General features: G+C 72.3%; 16 protein-coding genes, 1 tRNA gene and 1 pseudogene. 8 read left to right on the forward strand and 10 right to left on the reverse strand.

The features are described 5' to 3' along the window. Positions 1–28: 28 nt before the first annotated feature. The 4 genes from ACN28C_RS15665 to typA all read right to left on the reverse strand — a co-directional run bounded on the left by ACN28C_RS15665 (position 29) and on the right by typA (position 4,959). Positions 29–967: an NlpC/P60 family protein gene (locus ACN28C_RS15665; protein ID WP_422774180.1), complete on the reverse strand. Its 939-nt coding sequence runs from the start codon at positions 965–967 to the stop codon at positions 29–31. 119 nt (positions 968–1,086) lie between these two features. Next, positions 1,087–2,181: a mandelate racemase/muconate lactonizing enzyme family protein gene (locus ACN28C_RS15670; protein WP_422774181.1), complete on the reverse strand. Its 1,095-nt coding sequence runs from the start codon at positions 2,179–2,181 to the stop codon at positions 1,087–1,089. A 24-nt stretch (positions 2,182–2,205) separates the two neighbouring features. After that, positions 2,206–3,069 carry a serine hydrolase gene (locus tag ACN28C_RS15675; RefSeq protein WP_422774182.1) on the reverse strand — a complete coding sequence of 288 codons (864 nt, stop codon included), beginning with the start codon at positions 3,067–3,069 and terminating at the stop codon, positions 2,206–2,208. A gap of 21 nt (positions 3,070–3,090) precedes the next feature. Beyond that, a complete protein-coding gene (typA, locus tag ACN28C_RS15680) occupies positions 3,091–4,959 on the reverse strand; it encodes a translational GTPase TypA (RefSeq protein ID WP_422774183.1) in 1,869 nt (622 codons plus the stop codon). A 134-nt stretch (positions 4,960–5,093) separates the two neighbouring features. Here typA and ACN28C_RS15685 point away from each other — a divergent pair, with 134 nt between their 5' ends. The 3 genes from ACN28C_RS15685 (at position 5,094) to ACN28C_RS15695 (ending at position 8,538) form a co-directional block, all read left to right on the forward strand. Continuing rightward, positions 5,094–6,599, forward strand: a complete 1,506-nt coding sequence (locus ACN28C_RS15685; RefSeq protein ID WP_422774184.1) for a VTT domain-containing protein — start codon at positions 5,094–5,096, stop codon at positions 6,597–6,599. Between the two features lie 49 nt (positions 6,600–6,648). After that, on the forward strand, positions 6,649–7,515 hold the full coding sequence (locus tag ACN28C_RS15690; protein ID WP_422774686.1) for a lytic transglycosylase domain-containing protein: 867 nt from the start codon (positions 6,649–6,651) through the stop codon (positions 7,513–7,515). Between the two features lie 150 nt (positions 7,516–7,665). Continuing rightward, a complete protein-coding gene (locus ACN28C_RS15695) occupies positions 7,666–8,538 on the forward strand; it encodes a peptidoglycan recognition protein family protein (protein ID WP_422774185.1) in 873 nt (290 codons plus the stop codon). A 21-nt stretch (positions 8,539–8,559) separates the two neighbouring features. Here the strand turns inward: ACN28C_RS15695 and ACN28C_RS15700 are convergent, their stop codons facing one another. The 3 genes from ACN28C_RS15700 to ACN28C_RS15710 all read right to left on the reverse strand — a co-directional run bounded on the left by ACN28C_RS15700 (position 8,560) and on the right by ACN28C_RS15710 (position 12,670). After that, entirely contained in the window at positions 8,560–9,696 is a 1,137-nt protein-coding gene (locus tag ACN28C_RS15700) for an NAD-dependent epimerase/dehydratase family protein (RefSeq protein WP_422774186.1), read from the reverse strand. Positions 9,697–9,782: 86 nt separating this feature from the next. Continuing rightward, complete coding sequence (locus ACN28C_RS15705; protein WP_422774187.1) at positions 9,783–12,278, reverse strand: DUF4132 domain-containing protein; 2,496 nt, start codon at positions 12,276–12,278, stop codon at positions 9,783–9,785. Next, a complete protein-coding gene (locus tag ACN28C_RS15710) occupies positions 12,278–12,670 on the reverse strand; it encodes a hypothetical protein (RefSeq protein WP_422774188.1) in 393 nt (130 codons plus the stop codon). The genes ACN28C_RS15705 and ACN28C_RS15710 overlap by 1 nt, the downstream gene beginning before the upstream one ends. Before the next feature lie 149 nt (positions 12,671–12,819). Here ACN28C_RS15710 and ACN28C_RS15715 point away from each other — a divergent pair, with 149 nt between their 5' ends. Beyond that, on the forward strand, positions 12,820–13,392 hold the full coding sequence (locus tag ACN28C_RS15715) for an ArsR/SmtB family transcription factor (protein WP_422774189.1): 573 nt from the start codon (positions 12,820–12,822) through the stop codon (positions 13,390–13,392). A gap of 73 nt (positions 13,393–13,465) precedes the next feature. Continuing rightward, complete coding sequence (locus ACN28C_RS15720) at positions 13,466–14,251, forward strand: hypothetical protein (protein WP_422774190.1); 786 nt, start codon at positions 13,466–13,468, stop codon at positions 14,249–14,251. Here ACN28C_RS15720 and ACN28C_RS15725 read toward each other — a convergent pair. Continuing rightward, the gene (locus ACN28C_RS15725) at positions 14,232–14,435 is read right to left on the reverse strand and encodes a cold-shock protein (protein WP_422774191.1); all 204 of its coding nucleotides are present in this window, start codon (positions 14,433–14,435) and stop codon (positions 14,232–14,234) included. The genes ACN28C_RS15720 and ACN28C_RS15725 overlap by 20 nt on opposite strands. Positions 14,436–14,573: 138 nt before the next feature. Between ACN28C_RS15725 and ACN28C_RS15730 the strand changes: the two are divergent. After that, positions 14,574–14,666 (forward strand): annotated as a pseudogene (locus tag ACN28C_RS15730) (DedA family protein); the annotation flags it as partial. Positions 14,667–14,749: 83 nt separating this feature from the next. Then, entirely contained in the window at positions 14,750–15,001 is a 252-nt protein-coding gene (locus tag ACN28C_RS15735) for an SCO4848 family membrane protein (RefSeq protein ID WP_422774192.1), read from the forward strand. A 169-nt stretch (positions 15,002–15,170) separates the two neighbouring features. On the opposite strand, the gene ACN28C_RS15740 is transcribed toward ACN28C_RS15735, so the two are convergent. Together ACN28C_RS15740 and ACN28C_RS15745 are read right to left on the reverse strand one after the other, a co-directional pair. Continuing rightward, a tRNA-Arg gene (locus ACN28C_RS15740) sits at positions 15,171–15,243 on the reverse strand. A gap of 54 nt (positions 15,244–15,297) precedes the next feature. Beyond that, positions 15,298–16,110, reverse strand: coding sequence for a helix-turn-helix domain-containing protein (locus ACN28C_RS15745; protein WP_422774193.1), 813 nt, complete (start codon positions 16,108–16,110; stop codon positions 15,298–15,300). A gap of 114 nt (positions 16,111–16,224) precedes the next feature. On the opposite strand from ACN28C_RS15745, the gene ACN28C_RS15750 reads away from it, so the two are divergent. Continuing rightward, positions 16,225–17,037: a siderophore-interacting protein gene (locus ACN28C_RS15750; protein ID WP_422774194.1), complete on the forward strand. Its 813-nt coding sequence runs from the start codon at positions 16,225–16,227 to the stop codon at positions 17,035–17,037. Positions 17,038–17,039: the final 2 nt, after the last annotated feature.

A 17,039-nucleotide genomic window follows, 5' to 3' on the forward strand; every position in this document is an offset into this window, starting at 1 on the left:
GACCGGGACGACAGACCGCAGCGGCGGGTCAGGGAGTGACCCGGTGGGCGCCGACCAGGGTCGCGGCCCGGTCGGCGGGCATCGGTTCCTCAAGGACCCGCCGCTGCGTGTAGCAGGCGTGCAGCATCCGCCGGTCGCTCCCCGGCCCGGGACGGGCGGTGACGATGCCGATGTGGTGGACGCGCCGGCCGGGCCGGGCGAAAAAGTAGAGGTCCCCCGGGCGTTCCGCACCGAGCGGCAGCGGCACGGTGGCGGCCGCCTGGTCGTCGGCGTCCCGGGGCAGCCGTACGCCGAACCGTCGCCAGGCCAGGTGCACCAGCCCCGAGCAGTCGATCCCGTACGCCGAGACACCGCCCCAGACATAGGCGACGTTGCGCAGCCGGCTGGCCACCGTGAGCACCTCGCTCGCGGTGGGCGGGCGGCTCGGCATCGGCGCGAGGTGGGTGTCGGGGACCCAGAGCGGCTGGCTGTGGTCGGGGGCCCAGACCGGCTGCCAGCCGTCGCGTACCGGCCCGGCGGCGGTCAGTCGGGTGCCCAGGATGACCCCGGGCAGCACCACCGGGCCGGCCGGTGTGCCGTGCAGCCGGGTCACCGTGGCCGCCACGACCAGGTCCGGCCGCCGGGGGGTCCGCTCGGTGGACTCGGTGAGCTGGTTGCGCGGCAGCCAGCCGGGATAGCCGCGGGGGTCGAGCTTGGCGGCCGGCTGCTCGACCGCGACCAGCCGGACCCAGCCGTCCGGGCGGACCTCCTCGACCAGCACCCGCTCGCCGAGGAGCAGCTGACTGAGCACGCACTCGCCGACCCGCTGGTCGGCGGTCATCCCGGAGATCCAACCGGCGATGTCGGTCCGGCGGGACAGCGCTGGCCCGTCCACCGGGCGGACGGACTCGGGCCGGGCCCAGAGGGTGGCGACGGCGACCCGGACAACGGCCTCGTGCCCCGAGCGCAGCACCATCTCAGCACCCATCCGTCCTCGCCCGCTTCCCGCCCGAACCATATGAAAATTAGCGCCGTCCTGCAATGGTGAGCTGAATGTTGCCTACACCGCCGGCGGTGGACCCACACCTCCGCCGACGGCGGCCAGGGTCAGGGCTGGGCCGGCGGAGTGCGGTGCAGACCGGCGATGCCCAGGCCGGGCGTGTCGGGCAGTACGACGATGGCGTTCTCGTACCGGATGCCACCCTGCACCGGCGACCAGGCCAGCCACCAGGCGGCGTCGAGATCGGAGACGGCGCTGGTGCCCACCGCGGCGACCAGGCTGGCGGCCGCGCCGAGCCCGACCTGGCTCTCCATCATGGAACCGACCACGGTGCCCAGGCCGTGCTCGGTGGCGAGCTCCAGCAGGGTGCGGGCCGGCCCGAGCCCACCGCACTTGGCCAGCTTGACGTTCACCATGTCGGCGGCCCGGCGCTGGATCACCTCGACCAGGTCGCGCACCCCGTAGACCGCCTCGTCGGCCAGGATCGGCACGTCCACCCGGTCGGCCACCCAGGCCATCCCGGCGACGTCCCGGGCGTGCACCGGCTGCTCGACCAGTTCCACGCCGAGCCCGGCGTCCTCGACGCTGCGGATGACCCGGACCGCCTCCCGGGGGGTCCAGCCCTGGTTGGCGTCGAGCCGGATCCGGGCCTGCGGCCCGGCGGCGGCCCGCACCGCGCGGACCCGCGCCAGGTCACCCGCCGCGTCGGTGCCGACCTTGACCTTGAGCACGTCGAAACCGTCGGCGATCCGCTGTTTCGCCGCCCCGGCCAACTCGACCGCGTCGCCGGCCGAGAGGGTGACGTCGGTGGCGACCCGGCGGGACGTGCCGCCGAGCAGCCGGACCAGGGGCACGCCGAGCCGGCGGGCGGCCAGGTCGTGCAGGGCCACGTCCACCGCCGCCTTCGCCGCCTCGTTGCCGACCACCGCCCGGCGCACCTCCGCACAGCGCGCCACCAGGTCGTCCGGATCGCGCCGGCTGAGCAGGGGTGCGAACACCTCCTCGACGCAGGCCCGGGCCCCGCCGATCGACGCCCCGGTCACCTGCCACACCTCGGGCGCCTCGCCAAACCCGGAACGGCCGTCGGTGTCGACCACCTCCACCACGAGGGTCTCTACTGTGGAGGTGCGACGCAGCGCCGTCACGAACGGGGTGTGCAGCGGAGCGGAGATCCGGTGGGTGCGTACCGAGGCGATCGACATGCAGGCACCATATCGACCGTGGGCTCAGCCGACGGTCCCCAGACGATGCCGGGCCGCCCAGACCTCGGCCGAGATCCGGGTGACCAGCCGGCGGGCCCGCTCGTCCCGCTCCTCGTCGTCGGCCGGGTCACTCCGTCCGCCCGGCGGTGCGCTGGTGCAGACCACCACGGCGTACGGGGGTGCGTCGTCCGGGAAGACCACGCCGGCGCCGTGCCGGACGCCGCGTACCCAGCCGTCCTTGTGCGCGATCCGGGTCCCCGGCGGCAGCCCCGCAACCAGATCCTCCGAGCGTTCCTGGTCCAGCAGCACGTCGAGCATGCCGGCGCAGGCGCCGGGGGAGGCGAGCCGGGATCGGGCGATGCCGCCGAGCAGCCGGGCCAGGTCGGCGGCGGTGACCTGGTTGTCGAGCCCGGCGTCCCGGGCGGCGAAGTCCTCGATGCCCCGGTCGGTACGGCTGTGCCGGGCACCGCTGGCCGCCCAGACCGCGGCGACGGCGGGGAGGCCGACGTGCCCGAGTACCAGGTTGGTGGCGAGGTTGCTGGAGCGCACGATCATCCGTTCGGCGAGCCAGCCCAGCGGCGCGGTGCCGCCGAGCCGGTCCCACACCGCCCCGTCGTTGTCGTAGTCCGGGGCGCAGGAGAACCGGCCCGCGCCCGGCAGGGCGGACTCGAACTCGTTGACCACCGGCACCGCCGCGCCGAGCTTCACCTCGCCGGTCTCGGCGGCCCGGTGCAGCGCGGCCAGCACCGCCACCTTCATGGTGCTGGCGGCGTAGTGCGGCGCGTCCGGCAGCCGGGTGTAGCCGGGCCGGCGGCCGAGCCGGCCGGCGTACACCGAGACCGTGCCGGGCACGGCGGCCAGCTCGGCGTCAAGAGCGTCCCAGGACATCTGTGCAGCGTACGGTCGGGCTCAGTTGGCGTGCTTGCGCCTGGCGGCGGCCCTGGCCCGGGACGGTGCGTCGAGCACCACCTTGCGGAGCCGGATCGCCGTCGGCGTGACCTCGACGCACTCGTCCTCGCGGCAGAACTCCAGGGCCTGCTCCAGGGAGAGCTTGCGCGGCGGGATCAGCTTCTCGGTCTCCTCGCTGGTCGAGGAGCGCATGTTGGTGAGCTTCTTCTCCTTGGTGATGTTGACGTCCATGTCGTCGGAGCGGGAGTTCTCGCCGACCAGCATCCCCTCGTAGACCTCGGTGGCCGGCTCGACGAAGAGGGTGCCCCGCTCCTGGAGGTTGAGCATGGCGAACGCGGTCGCCACCCCGGAGCGGTCGGCCACCAGCGAGCCGGTGTTCCGGGTGCGCAGCTCGCCGAACCAGGGCTCGTAGGACTCGAAGACGTGGTGCAGGATGCCGGTGCCCCGGGTGTCGGTGAGGAACTCGGTGCGGAAGCCGATCAGCCCGCGGGCCGGGACCAGCCACTCCATCCGGATCCAGCCGGTGCCGTGGTTGACCAGCTGCTCCATCCGGCCCTTGCGGGTGGCCAGCAACTGGGTGATGGCGCCGAGGTATTCCTCCGGGGCGTCGATGGTGAGCCGCTCCACCGGCTCGCAGATCCTCCCGTCGATCTCCCTGGTCACCACCTGCGGCTTGCCGACGGTCAGCTCGTACGACTCGCGGCGCATCTGCTCGACCAGGATGGCCAGTGCCAGCTCGCCCCGGCCCTGCACCTCCCAGGCGTCCGGTCGGTCGGTGGGGAGGACCCGGAGCGAGACGTTGCCGATCAGCTCCCGGTCCAGCCGGTCCTTGACCATCCGCGCGGTGACCTTGGCACCCTTGACCCGGCCCACCAGCGGCGAGGTGTTGGTGCCGATGGTCATCGAGATCGCCGGCTCGTCGACGGTGATCAGCGGCAGCGGCCGGGGGTCCTCCAGGTCGGTCAGGGTCTCACCGATCATGATCTCCGGGATGCCGGCGACCGCGATGATGTCGCCCGGCCCGGCCGAGGTCGCCGGCTTGCGCTCCAGCCCCTCGGTCATCAGCAGCTCGGAGACCCGGACCCGCTGCACGCTGCCGTCGGTGCGGCACCAGGCCACGGTCTCGCCCTTGGTGATGCTGCCCTGCCGGACCCGGCACAGCGCCAGCCGGCCGAGGAACGGCGAGGCGTCCAGGTTGGTCACGTGTGCCTGCAGCGGGGCGTTCTCGTCGTAGGCCGGCGGCGGGATCGTGTCGAGCAGGCTGCGGAAGAGCGGCTCCAGGGAGCTGCTGTCGCCCGGCACGCTGCCGTCGGCGGGCTGGGTCAGCGAGGCGATGCCGTCCCGGGCGCAGGCGTAGACGATCGGAAAGTCGATCTGCTCGGCGTCTGCGTCGAGGTCCAGGAAGAGTTCGTACGTGTCGTCGACCACCTCCTTGATCCGCGCGTCCGGCCGGTCCACCTTGTTGATCACGAGGATGATCGGCAGCCGGGCCCGGAGCGCCTTGCGGAGCACGAACCGGGTCTGCGGCAGCGGGCCCTCGCTGGCGTCCACCAGCAGCAGTACCCCGTCGACCATGGTCAGCCCGCGCTCCACCTCGCCGCCGAAGTCGGCGTGCCCGGGAGTGTCGATGATGTTGATCGTCACCGGGTCGGCACCGTCGGGCGGCAGGTATCGCACGGCGGTGTTCTTGGCCAGGATGGTGATGCCCTTCTCCCGCTCCAGGTCCATGGAGTCCATCACCCGGTCGGCCGGCTCGGCTCGGGCGGAGAACGCCCCGGACTGCCGCAGCATGGCGTCGACCAGGGTGGTCTTGCCGTGGTCGACGTGGGCGATGATTGCGACGTTACGAAGGTCCCCGCGGGTCTGCATGCCCTCCATCCTCCCGCCTGCGCGATCCGGGTCGGCGTCCGGGTTCCCCCTGACCTGACCCGGTACCCGGCGGGAATCACTGTGCCGGCGTGGCGCCCGGCTGGCATGCTGGCCCGGGTGTTCGGGGGGTCGCCGTGCAGGATGTGTTGACGGTGGTGCGGGAGTTGCCGCCGGTGCTGGTCTACCTGACCGCGGCGCTGCTGGTCTGCGCCGAGACGGCGCTGATCGTCGGCCTGGTGATGCCGGCCGAGGCGACGCTGCTGCTGGTCGGCTTCCTCGCCTACACCGGGATGCTGCGGCTCGGTCCGGCGCTGGTGATCATGATTGTCGCGGCGGTGCTCGGTGACGCGCTGGCGTTCCGCAGTGGCCGCCGGCACGGCCCCCGACTGCGGGTGGGCCGGTGGGGGAGCCGGGTCGGGGCGCACCGCTGGGCGAAGGCCGACGCGATGCTGGGCCGGCTCGGCGGGCGGGGGGTCCTGGCGGCCCGCTGGGTGGCCTTCGCCCGGACCCTGGTGCCCCGACTGGCCGGCAGCGCCGGGATGCCGTACCGGCGGTTCGCACCGTGGAACCTGGCCGGGGTGCTGAGCTGGGTCGGCGGCTCGGTGCTGGCCGGCTATCTGGCCGGCGAGTCGTACGAGACGGTCTCCCACTATCTCGGCAAGGCGACCGGTGCGGTGCTGCTGTTGATCGTCTTCATCGTGGCGATCGTGCTGGCCGGTCGCTGGCTGGGTCGCAACCCGGATCCGGTGCGGTCGCTGCTGACCCGGGCCGTCACCCGCCCCCCGCTGCGCTGGCTGGCCCGGCGGTACGGGGTGCTCTTCTTCGTCCTCTCTCTGCACATCGGGCCGGGTTGGACGCTGTTGGCAAACCTGGTCGCCGGGTTGGCGCTGCTCTTCGTGACAGGGCTCACCCTGGCCTGGCTGCTCGACCTGGTGGTCCGGCACAGCGGGCTTTCGGTGGTCGACAGCACGATCGCGGAGTGGTTCGCCGCCCGGCGTACCGACGGGGCGGCCGAGTTGGCGCACGGCGCCATCGGTGCGCTGCGCGGACCGGTGCTGATCCTGGTGGTGGCGCTGGTCGCCGGCGTGGTCGGCTGGCGGACCCGGCCGTGGCGGGTCGACCTGCTCAGCGTGCTCGGCACGGCCGGTGCCTTCGTGCCGCTGCTGGTGCTGCTCCTGGTCACCGATGTCACCGGCCCGACCAGCGGCGCGCCGGTGCGGCTCCTGCCGGCCCAGAACGCGGTGGTCGCCGCCAGCCTCTGCACGCTTGCCTGGCTGCTGGCCCGGCAGAGCCGCTGGCCGATGGCGGTGGGGGCCTGGACGATGGCGGCGGTCGGGGTGGTGACCGTCGGGGCGGCCCGGCTCTACGTCGGCTGGAGTTCGGCGAGCGAGACAGTGACCTCGATGCTGCTCGGCGTGCTCTGGACCGCCGTCTTCATGGTGGCCTGGGCCACCCGCGACCGTGCGGTACGCGCCGCCGGCACGGCGCCTGTGCCCCTGCCGACGGCCGGGAGGGCGGAGCCGGCGTCGGATGCGCCGGAGCTGCTTCCGGGTGGGCCGGCGCCGGCGCCGTCGACCGGGTCGGCACCGGCCCCCACCGTGGCCGCGGAGCCGACGCCCCGGTCGGTCGACGCCCCCTGATGCGCCGGTCTGCCTGTTATGGTGCGCCGTGACATTCTGGGGGGACGCGATGACGCAGCGGGTGCGCCGGGCCGGACTCGTGCTGGGGGCGGCGGCGCTGCTGCTCGCCACGGCGGCCGCCTGCGCCAACGGTGAGCCGGGTGGCGACGGCTCACCGACCACGGTGGCGGCCGGTGCCGACCAGGTCGACGGCGCCGGGCTGGGACAGGAGAGCGGGTCGACGGCCGAGCCGGAGCCACCGTCGGTGGCCGGGCTCGGCGCCCGCCCGACGCCGTCGGCGACCCCGAGCCGCACCTCGGCCAGGAAGAAGCCAGGGCCGCGCAGGACACCGAAGCCGCCGACCGAGACCAGGCTGCCGCCGCCACCGCCGAAGCCCCCGGCCGGTTGCACCAAGCCGCGCTACGAGGGCACCCAGGCCAGCCGGGCGCAGGTCAAGGAGGCGCTGACCGACGCGGCCGGCCGGATCTACTGGCCCAACTCGGCGCCGGGTATCCGGGTGCCGGTCGACCTGGTCAAGGCGACCGCGTGGCAGGAGAGCGGCTGGCAGTCGAACATCATCGCCTGTGACGGCGGGGTGGGGCTGATGCAGGTCATGCCGGACACCGCGGACTTCGTCAACCAGCGCTTCGACCAGTCGTACGACCTCGACGCCTACCGGGACAACGCCACGCTCGGCGCCAACTACCTGGCCTGGCTGATCAAATACATCGGTGACGCCTTCTTCGACAGCGACTACGGGGTCTCCGCCGACGCCTGCACGAGCGAGCTCAACTCCTGCCTGCTGAACGCGGTGATCTCGGCGTACAACTTCGGGCCGGGCGCGGTGGTGACCGACGACGGGTTGAAGATCCCCAACCCGTCGTACGTCCGCAACGTCCGTGCGCTTATGACGGAGTGTGAGTGTCTGGCGTTCTGAGTCGTCCGGCCGGTTGATCGGTCCAACCCGTCCACGGGCGGGTTGACCTTTGCTTTTGTTGAGATTGGCAGATCAGACGACTGGACTCCGGTCGATGTCGCAGATACGGTCAGTAGTGAAGACCTACCTCCGAGTAGGGAGGGCTGATCCATGCGACTGCTCTGGCTCGCCGATGTGCTCCGCTCCGCCGGGCTCACCGTGCACGAGGTCGGCGGCTGGCGGAGCCGCGGCTCGACATCGTTCGATCCACACGGGATCATCATCCACGAGACCCGCGGCTCGCTGCACTCCACCGACGCCGGCGAGATCTACGTCCTGCTGCACGGGTCGGCCACGGCACCGCCGCCGATCGCCCAGCTCTACCTGTCCCGCACCGGGCACTGGCACGTCATCGCGTCCGGGCGGTGCAACCACGTGCGGGTCGGTTGGGCCGGGCCGTTCAAGGGCGTCGGCAACTCCGGCCTGATCGGCATCGAGGCGCAACACGCCCTCGGCGAGCCATGGACCGACCGGCAGTACGACTCGTACGTGCGCGGCGTCGCGGCGCTGCGCAAGCGCACCGGCTGGGGAATCGGCGGGCACAAGGAGCACCAGCCGGGCGGCTACGGGCATTCCAGCGTCAAGACGGATCCGAGCTTCAACATGGACCAGTTTCGGCGGGACGTCGCCGCCTCGCCGGGAGAGGAGAACATCATGCCGGCACTCTCCGATCAGGAGCAGGAGCAGTTGCTCAAGTACGCCAAGGACGTCAACTACATCCTCTGGCAGGGTGCGCAGAAGCCGGACGGCAGCGGTCGTACCGACATCCGCCAGCACTTCTACAACATCGAGGGATTGCTCACCGAGGTGAAGGCCAACCAGATGAGCATGATGGGCAAGGACTGGGTCAACGAGGAGCAGATCATCGACGGTGTGCTCAGCGGGCTCGGCTCCAAGGACCTCGACGACGCGGCGACCGCGCTGCGGGCGGCGTTCGGCGACCGGATCGACGAGCTGGTCGCGAAACTCAGCGCCCCGGCCTGAGCCGCGGGCCGGTGGACCGGGTCAGGGGGTACGGCGGCGCAGCCAGGCGTCCTCGGCGAGGTAGTCGAAGTAGTCGGTGCGGTAGTTCCGGGCCAGGTCGGGAAAGACGGTTCGCCAGTCCCGCCCCCGGGCGGCGTCCACCAGCCAGCGCACGGTCTCCGGTAGCGAGTCGAGATAGCCGGTCACCGGCCGGTAGCCGAGCTGGCGTTGCGCCAGTCCCATGTCGAGCACCACCGGATGCGGGGTCGACCACGGCGTCTCGCCGACCGGCGGCACCGGGGAGGGGCCGTCGATCAGCACGTCCTCCGCGTCGTGGTCGAGCACGGCGTGCACGGCGGCCCCGATCTCCCGTACGGTCGGCGGCTCGGGATCACCGGCGTTGAGCACCCGGGCTCCCGGCTCCCGGGCGGCGAGCCGGATCAGCTCGGCGAGGTTGGCGGTGGAGACCGGATGGAACCGGCTCTCCCCCCGGTACGACAGCACCCGTACCGGCCGGCGGTCCAGCGCGCGTTTGACGAAGTGCCACTCGCGCGGGTGCACGGTGTGCGCCCCGTGGATCGCGCCGGCCCGCAGCAGGGTGGTCGGCAGCACCGCCCCGGCGGCCAGCAGCTCGCGTTCCAGGGCGGCCTTGCCGGCGGCGTAGCCGTCCTGGTCCCGGCGGTCGTCGTCCCGGCGGTCGTCGTCCCGGCCCCTCTCGTCCGGGCCGTCGTCGCCGGGTGTGCGGGCGTCCGGGCCGGGTGTGCGGGCGTCCGGGCCGAGTGGCGCGACGGTCGGCTGGGTCTCGGCGATCGGCACCGGGAACCGGACGCCCTCGACCCCGAACCCCCGCCCCACGTCGTCCAGGTAGACGGCGGCGCTGGAGACCACCACCGCCGAACCGATCCGGTCGGCGAACCGGAGCAGTTGGCGGGCATGCCGGGCGTCGTGGGCGACCGTGTCGACGAGGACGTCGCAGCCGTCGCCGACCGCGGCGGCCAGCCCGGTGTCGTCCTCGCGGTCCAGCGACACTAGCTCGACGTTCCACCCCGGCGGCCAGGGAGCCCCGGCCCGCAGGCCACGGGCGGCGGCCCGGACGTGCCAGCCGTCGGCGACCAGGGCGCGGACGGCCGCCCGGCCGACCTGGCCGGTGGCGCCGACGACCAGGGCGAGCTTCTCCATGCCATCACGCTAGATCTGCCGCGCTGACCAGGGCGAGCGCTTCCGCTATCAGCCGAACCATGCGCGGCGGGACGTCGGTGGTCGGGTCAGCGCCGTAGCTGGCTCGTAATGGTGGGGTCGGTGATCTCGGTGTCCTTTGCCAGCATGAGCGCCTTGCTGAGGATGACGGCGAGCACCCGGTCCCCCTCGAACGGGAGGAAGACGTCACCGGTCGAGGAGCCGGCCGACTGCCTCGGCACGATGCAGAGGTATTGGTCGTTCGGGCTCATCAGGATGTTGCCCGACCCGAGATGGATTTTGTAGGTGCGCAGATCGCCCCGGACCACGAGGAACCGGCCCTCGACCGTGGCCCGGTCGGCGACGGCCAGCCGGGGGACGAGGCGTTCGAGGATGTCCCGGCGGGTCTGCGCGGTGCCGCTGAGCTCGCCGAAGCTGTAGGAGGCCCAGTATTCCCGGAACCGCCCCCCGGGACCGCCGTCCTGCCAGGTCGGGTCGTTGCCGACGCTGGCGACGCCGACGAAGAGATCCACGTCCCGGAGCACCTCGCTGAGGACCAACGGCGGGATCTCGGCCAGCGGCACCGGCTCGGTCGGCCTCGCGTCCTGGTGCACCCACTGCTCGTAACCGCCGCCACCGGCGTGCGCGTAGTTCTCCGGCGCGTTCATCGGGTAGAACCGGACCTGGTCGGTGGCGATCCGCAGGTACGCCCCCGACTCGGTGACGTCGGCGTCCGAGTCGTCGCCGACGCCCTCGACCCAGAACTCGGCACGCAGCCCCCACCGCGGCAGCTCGCGGGTGGCCGGCTCGTAGGAGTCGTCGACCATCATCCGCAGCCTGTTGCGCCAGCCCCGGGCCGAGGTCAGCGCGTGGAACTGGTGCTGGCGCAGGACGTGTGCCGCGTACCGGTTGGAGTAGACCCGGGTGTTCTCCTCGGCGGCGGTCAGCAGGTAGACCTCGCGGTGCGCCTGCTTGAACGGCTGGGTCACCTGCCTGGTCTCCAGCCAGCCGCGCCACGCGAGCACCTCGTCGAGCTCACGGCCGATCGGGTGCCAGAGCCGCACCGTCCCGCCGGCCGTGATCTGCGTGCCGTCGTGCGTCCGCAGCGCGTCGTCGTGGTAGCCGCAGGGCACGTCGTCGACGAGCCAGATCAGCCGGCGGGCCAGCGTGCCGACCAGGGGATGGTCGAGGTAGCGGGCCCGCCATGCCTCGAACGGCCAGACCCGGGCGGCGAGGAACTGGCGGTCGAGACGCTCCGCCTGGGCCGAGAGCATCTTCTCGACGTCCTTGACGGCGGCCTTGAACTCGGCGAGCTGCTCGGGGTGCCCGGAGCGCACCGACGCGGGGACCGACCTGACGATCCTGCCGTTGGCGTTGCGCCAGGTGACCGTGACCGTGCCGGAGGTGGCGTCGAGGGTTGCCGAGGCGTCGCCGAAGTGTTCGACCCGCCTGCCCACCTCGGTCAGCCCGTACGCCGGGACGGCCAGCTCCTCGACCTCGTCGCGGGTCAGGCCCAGCGCCGCCGCCCGGGCGTCGAGCGCCGCGTTCAGCTCCTTGAGCGTGCCCTTGTAGGTGATCCGGGCGGCGAGCCGGGCGATCTGGGCGAGAGCCTCCTCGGTCGGGATGCGCGACAGCGCGTGGACGCCGGCGTTGGCGACCTTGGGGTTGCGCGGGCCGAGGCCCGCGACCTTGCGCAGCGACGTCTCGACGAGCGCGCCGAGCAGGCGGGGCGTCTCGGGATGGTCGGGCAGGAAGGCGGCCAGCCAGACGAGTCCGCGCAGCGGCGTGCTGTTGAACTGGTCGAACGCCTCGTTGACGTCGTACTCCCACTGGGTGCGGTTGAGGCGGATGGTGCGCGGGCGACCGACCAGCGCGAGCCAGCTCCGCAGCCGGTCACCGGGGTCGGTCAGCTCGGCGAGGAGCCTGCGGCCGGTCGCCTCCCACTTCGGTGCCGGTCTGGCGCTCGTCGCGGTCGCCGCGTGCCGGAGCAGCGCCAGCCATCGACCGGCCTCCTCGGAGGCGAGCGACGCGACGTCGGCCAGGGCCCGGTCGGCCCACGCCTCGCCCGAATTGAGCGGCGGAGCGTCGAGCCGGTCCAGCAGGGGTTTGAGCTGGCCGGAGGAGTCCCAGTAGCCGTGCGCGGCGGTGCGGCGCATCATGGCGACGACCTCGGGCGGCAGCGGCCGGGCGGCGTCGAGCAGGAGTTGGGCCATGTGGCGCTGCTCGGCACCGCCGAAGTAGCTGGTGTGCCGGGCGGCGAAGGCGAGCGCGACCGCGGCCGAGTCGGCCGTCGTGGCCCTGCCGTAGGGCTTGACCAGGATCTTCAGCAGGTCGTTGGTGACCCGGCGCTGCTCGGTGTCGGTGACCCGGCAGCAGCGTTCGAGGATCGCCATCAGCAGCTCGGGCCGGCACTCGGGCGCGACGAGATCGAGCGCGTCGGTCACCTCCCGGCTCTCGCGGCCCCAGTCGCCGGTGTAGCCGGCCGTGTATGCCAGCACCTCGTCGGCGAGGGCCTCGACGTCACCGTTGTGGGCGAGCCCCGTCAGCCGCTCGGCGCGGCCGGGCTGGAGTGTCGACGTCGGCATCAGCCACCGACCAGCGGCACGAGCTTGAGGAAGGTGATCTCGGTGCCGAGGGTCAGCTCGACGGACGCATCCAGATCCTCGACCTGACGGTCGTCGACGAGGACGACGAAACCGTTTCGGGAGAAGGCCTCCAGGGCGCGGGCCGCCTGCTCCTCCGGGTCGACCCGGCGCGGCTGCCGGAGCTTGAAGCCGTTGAGCGTCCGCTCGGTGTCGGTCGGCTGCACCAGCCCGCGGAAGACGTCGCCACCCTTGGCGGTGTGCTCGGCGACCTCCTGGAAGACGCGGCGCCGGATCACCTCCCGCAGCGGCAGGCGCTCCTCGAAGATCTCCAGGTGCCACGCCGAACTGCGCTGCCCCGCCGTCGTCTCGTCGACGAAACTCACCATCGCCATGACGCCGGAGTCTAGAGAGGACCCCCGACAACCGGCTGCCACCGGGATGCGGCGTCACCGGGATGCGTCACCGAAGCGCGACGTTGTCCGCAAGACAAGTTGCGCAACAGTTATTGCACAACTGCTGTTGCAGATGGCACGCTGGCCGCATGACGAGAGAGGTCCGCCAGGTCACCGACTCCCGCGTGCTGGCCGCGATGTCCCATCCGCTGCGCCGCCGGCTGATGGACGTGCTCAAGGTCTACGGCCCGGCCACGGTCAGCAGCCTGGCCGGGCGGAGCGGGCAGTCCGTGCCGAACGTCAGCCACCACCTCAGGGTCCTCGCCGCCGCCGACCTGGTGCGGGAGGCCCCGGAGCTGGCCCGCGACCGCCGGGAGCGGTGGTGGCGGCTGGTCTCGGCCGGGCTGCGCTGGTCCAGCGCCGACTTCGCCGACGACCCGGCGGCGCAGGCCGTGCAGCAGGCCGCCGCCTCGCTCAATCTCGACCGCCAGGTCGGCCTGGTCCGCGACTGGCATGCCGCGGGTGAGGACGAGCGCGCGGCCTGGGGCGAGGCGCCGTTTTCGACCGACCGCTGGCTGCAGCTCACCCCCGGGGAACTGGCGGAGTTCGAGACCGAGCTGCTCGCCCTGCTGTCCCGCTGGGGCGACCGCGAGCCGCCGGAGGACGGGCGGCGTCGCGACCCCGTCTTCTTCTTCGCCCACGGCATCCCGGCACGGCCGTGACCGGGCAACGGAGCCGATCCGACCAGCCCGGCGCGGGGCGATCCCGGGGCCGGCGAGCCGTGCGGGAGTGCGGATGAGACTGCACCGGCACCGGGACTTCCGACTGCTCTGGCTCGGCCAGGCCGGCAGCAGCTTCGGCGCCAGCGTCACCAGCGTCGCGCTGCCTCTGACGGCGGTCGCCGTCCTGGGCGCCGGCACCTTTCAGGTGGCGCTGCTGACCGCCCGCGATCCCTACCTGCGGGTACTCACCGTCTTCGGCGCCGTCAGCAACCTCGGTCTGATCGGATACCAGTCGATCCTGGTCGTCTTCCTGGTCCGCGAGGTCGGGATCGGTCCGGGCGCCGTCGGCGGCCTGATCGCCCTGATGAGCCTCGGCGGAGTGCTCGGCGCCACGGCCGCCACCCCGCTGTCCCGGCGCCTCGGCAGTGCCCGGGCGCTGCTGTTCTGCGAGATCGGGGCCGCACCGTTCGGGCTGCTGGTCCCGCTGACCGCACCGGGCGCCCGGCTCGCCCTGCCGGTCGTGGCCGGCGTGGCGATCGGCGCCGGGGTGGTCGTCGGCAACGTGCTCAAGGGCGGCTTCCGCCAGGCGTACGTGCCGCACCCGCTGCTCGGCAGGGTCGTCGTGACCATGCAGGTGGTCAACTACGGCACCATCCCGCTCGGCGCCGTGCTCGGCGGCGCCCTCGGTACGGCGCTCGGCCTCCGCCCGGCGATGTGGGTGATCACCAGCGGTCTGGCACTGACCGGGCTGATCCTGCTGATCGGTCCGTTGCGCGGACGCCGCGACCTGCCCGAGTCGTACGATGCGGCGCCGCCCCCTCCGGCACGCTCCCGCCTCGTCAGTGCGGCTGGACGTTAGCCGCCTGCGGCCCCTTTTCGCTCTGGGTGACGTCGAAGTCGACCTTCTGCCCCTCGTTGAGTTCCCGGTAGCCCGACGTCGCGATGGCGGAGTAGTGGACGAAGACGTCCGGCCCCCCGCCGTCCTGCTCGATGAAGCCGAAGCCCTTTTCCGAGTTGAACCACTTGACGGTTCCGCTTGCCATGGGTGTCTCCTTAGCGGCACGCCCGGTGCGCGGCGCACCTCGTACGTCACCGACAGTAGCCTCCCGGGAAACCCGGTGCGGGCGGAAGCCGCGAGTAGTGCGAACCTCCGGCCCATCCGGGGTAAGGCGGCGGGCTACGCCAAGCGGATCCTCGGCAGCGGCGGGGGCCGGATGGTGATGGTGGCACCCTTCCTGCCGGTGCTGAACGCTCCGCTGCCGCTCGCCGCCGGGTGACGCCGGCCGGCTGGGGCGACCGGTCGGCGTCACCCCGGGCCTGGACCGGGCCGGTCCGCCGGCTGGCATACTGGCGTGCCATGGTGTTGTCGCGGCGCTGGTCGATGTTCCTGGTCCTGGTCGGCGTCTGGACCTGGGCGATCTGGCCCCGGTTCGCCGTCGCGATCTGGAACGATGCGCGAGCCTGGTCGACCGGGGAGATCGGCCGGGGCAGTCCGACGAGCTTCCTGTGGGTGCACGCGCTGCTGATCGTGGGCTCCCTGGCGATCGGCACCGCGGTCGGCCTGCTCGGCGTACGCGGCTGGCGCGCCGCCCGGCGCGACCGACCCTGAGCCCGTGGGGGTTGGTGCCGGCCGGCGCCCCCCGTGGTCAGCGTGTGATCATCGCCGGCCGGCGAGTCGTGGACCCCGGTGTCGAACCGGGCACACCGCCATCATGAGTGGCGGCCGAGCAGCCAACGCCCGCGCCCACGGCGTCCACGGTGGATAGCCTCGGGGGAGGCGCCCCCGGCTGGAAACGAACCAGCGGCCTCGGCGCTCGGAACGCCGCGCTCTCTCCGTTGCGCTACGAGGGCAGGTGCGCATCCCGGGAGTCCTGGAAGCCCACCCGTTTCGCGGGGTCGTTGTTCTTACGGACGCCAGCGGAGCTGACTGCGTGGCATGGAGTTGTCGCGTAGATCGGCTTGGTAGCGCCCGGGGGTTTGGCCGACGACGTTGGTAAACGCTTCGATGAAGGTTGAGGGGTTGGACCATCCGCACGCCCCTGCGGTGGCAGTGACCGAGTCGCCATTGGTGAGATGTTGTAGGGCGTGGTGGATGCGCAGGATGGTGCGCCAGCGGTGGAAGCTCATCCCGAGTTCGGTGTGGAACAGGCGGCTGAGGGTGCGTTCGCTTGCTCCAGCGGCTCGTCCGAGTTCGGCCAGGGTCGCGGCCCGGCCGGGCTCGGCGTGCAGGAGGTCGGTGACGGCGCGCAGTCGGTCGTCGCGGGGCTCGGGTAGGTGCAGCGACTGCTCGGGGCTTTCGGTGAGTTCGTCGATCACGACCTCGTGCAGTCGTTCGTGGGCGCCGGGGCGGGTTTCCGGCCGGCCTGTCAGCGCGAGGATGGCCTCCCGGAGCAGGTGGCTTACCGCGAAGACGCCGGGATGGGCGGCGAGTTCGCCGCACTTCCGGGCCGGGATGGCGACGACGCGGACGTCGGCCCGGCCGTAGAAGCGGTGGGAGTGGTCGAATCCGGGCGGCGTCCAGGTCACCCGGTTGGCAGGTGCGATCCAGGTCCCGTGCTGCGTCGTGGTGGCCAGGGCTCCGGCGGCCGCGTAGACCAACTGGCCTTGGGTGTGGCGGTGGGTGTCGAGGTGGTAGCCGTCGGGTAGCCACGCTCCGCGCCGGGGTGTCAGCACACGGAGGGTGGTGGGCAGCGGGGAAGGTTGGCGGCTTTCCGGCATAGGTCGTCAGTTTACCGGTGGTCGGCGCTCGGCGACGAGATGACGATGGTGGCATGACTATCCGCCGTCGGACGTCGGGAGGGACTGTTGACCAGCCTTGAAGAGGCGATCGGGATGGCAGGCAAGTACCGGCGCCCGGCCCGTCGGCGGATGTTGACCTTGACCGTCCAGCGGCGCGAGCGGGTCAGCCCGCACTTCGTGCGCATCACGGTGGGTGGGGACGACTTCCGGCATCTGGAGCGGTCCGGATATGACCAGGCTGGCCGCCTATTCTTCGGCCACCCTGGCCATGACCAGGTTGTGCTCCCGACCAGCGAACGGTGGATGCTCCAGTTCGCCTTCCAGTCGGCCGCGAAGCGCCCACGAGTCCGGATGTACTCGATCCGGCGGTTCCGGCCGGAGATCTCCGCGTTCGACATCGAGGTCGTCATTCATGAGGGGGCCTCGAACCGGCCGGCCGCTCCCGGCACGTCCTGGGCCCTGGAGGCCGAGCCGGGAGACGAGGTCGGCTTCCTCGACGAGGGATACAGCTACGGACCGACCCCGGGCGCGACCTGGCAGCTTCTCGTCGGCGACGAGAGCGCCTTGCCGGCCATCCTCGCGATCCTGGAACAGTCCACCGGCGAGCTGCCCGCCGAGGCATTCCTCGAAGTCCCTGCCGACGAGGACGTCCGCCCCAAGGTCGCTGCGCCCGCCGGGACGAGAATCCACTGGTTGCCCCGCAACGACCCATCGGTCAGGCCGGGCACGCTCGCCCTGCAGGCCGTGCGGGACGCGCAACTACGCCCGGGGGCGTTCTATACCTGGACCGCAGGCGAGTCCGCACTTCCCACCGGCCTGCGTAGGCATCTCGTCAACGACCGCAACGTCCCCAAGCCCGATATCGCCTTCCTCGGATACTGGAAACAGGGCAAAGCCAGCCCTTGACC

It is taken from the genome of Plantactinospora sp. WMMC1484 (genome assembly GCF_049315195.1).
Taxonomy (GTDB): Bacteria; Actinomycetota; Actinomycetes; order Mycobacteriales; family Micromonosporaceae; genus Plantactinospora.